This is a genomic window from Arthrobacter sp. 05L421 (assembly GCF_056397785.1).
The window spans coordinates 1-1268 of record NZ_JBFTOC010000055.1; the positions used below are offsets into that span (position 1 = coordinate 1).

Below are 1268 nucleotides of genomic sequence, written 5' to 3' on the forward strand. Positions count from 1 at the left end.
GGCAAAGTCAATCAGTGGGAGCAACGCAGGGGGTTAGGCTGCGTGCAGCAGCTGGTTCAGCCGGTTGGCTGGGGTTTCCAGGTTCAGGGTGGGCCGGGGCCGGCGGTTGAGTTTCGCGGCGACCTGCCGGAGGTCCTCGGGGGTGTGAACGGAGAGGTCCGAGCCTTTCTCGAACCAGAACCGCAGGAGCCGGTTGGTGTTCTCGTTGGTCCCGCGCTGCCAGGGCGAGTGCGGATCGCAGAAGTAGAGCGTGGTGTCCAGGGCGGTCTGGATCCGGGCGTACTCGGCGAGTTCGGTGCCGCGGTCCCAGGTGATCGAGCGGCGCAGGTGATCCGGGAGCGTGCCCATCTCCCGGATCATCGCGGCAGCGACAGTCTCAGCGGTGTGGTCTCCGGGAAGGTGGAGGAGGATCGTGAACCGGGTCGAGCGTTCCACCAGCGTGCCGATCGCCGTCCCGTCGCAGCCGATGATGAGGTCGCCCTCCCAATGGCCGGGGACGGCCCGGTCCTGGACTTCGGCCGGGCGTTCACTGATCTTGAACGCCTCCTTGTACGGGCTGTTCTTGGTCCGGTCCGCGGCGTGGGGAACCCGCTGCTTCCGCTTCAGGCTGAGCTTCTCCGCCAGATCTGCCCGCAGACTTCCGCGGGATTGAACATATAAGGCCTGGTAGATCGTTTCGTGGCTCACCTGCATAGTCTGATCGTCGGCGAAGTAGAAGGCCAACATCGCCGAGATCAGTTTCGGGCTCCACCCGTCATCCATCCACACCCCGATCAGCCGGCACAGCGCCTCATCCTGGACGAGCTTCAACGCCTTCGGCCGGCGTCTGGCCTGATGAGCGTTCGTATGGGCAACCGAGGCGTAATACACCCGGTCCGCGCTGGTGTTCCGGTTCACTTCCCGCCAGACCACGGACCGGTCCCGGCCGATCATCTCACCGATCCTGGCGTAACTAAGTCCGCTGCGCAGGCCCATCTGGATCATCCCCCGCTCAGCCAGATTCAACGCCCGGCCGCCCGGACCGTCCACCGTCGGCGCCGGGTCCGCAAGACCGCCGACAGCCCCCATGTTCACAGCCATCATCTGGCCAGACTGCGCCCACCACCGCCTTCCGGTCCCATGCATGACCCCGACACGCCGGGCCGCGGCGAGTATCGACATCCCGCCACACACCATGTCAACGAAGTCGGTGCGGGTATTCGGAGGAAACAGCTTGACCATAAAACGCTCCATCAATCAGAGCGTTGCTACGACCATATGACTTTGCC

1 protein-coding gene is annotated in these 1268 nt (G+C 64.7%); it reads right to left on the minus strand.

Annotated elements, in window-relative coordinates:
* Window positions 1-33: 33 nt before the first annotated feature.
* The gene (locus AC1DKQ_RS22370; protein WP_476920276.1) at window positions 34-1221 is read right to left on the minus strand and encodes an IS30 family transposase; all 1188 of its coding nucleotides are present in this window, start codon (window positions 1219-1221) and stop codon (window positions 34-36) included.
* Window positions 1222-1268 lie beyond the last annotated feature (47 nt).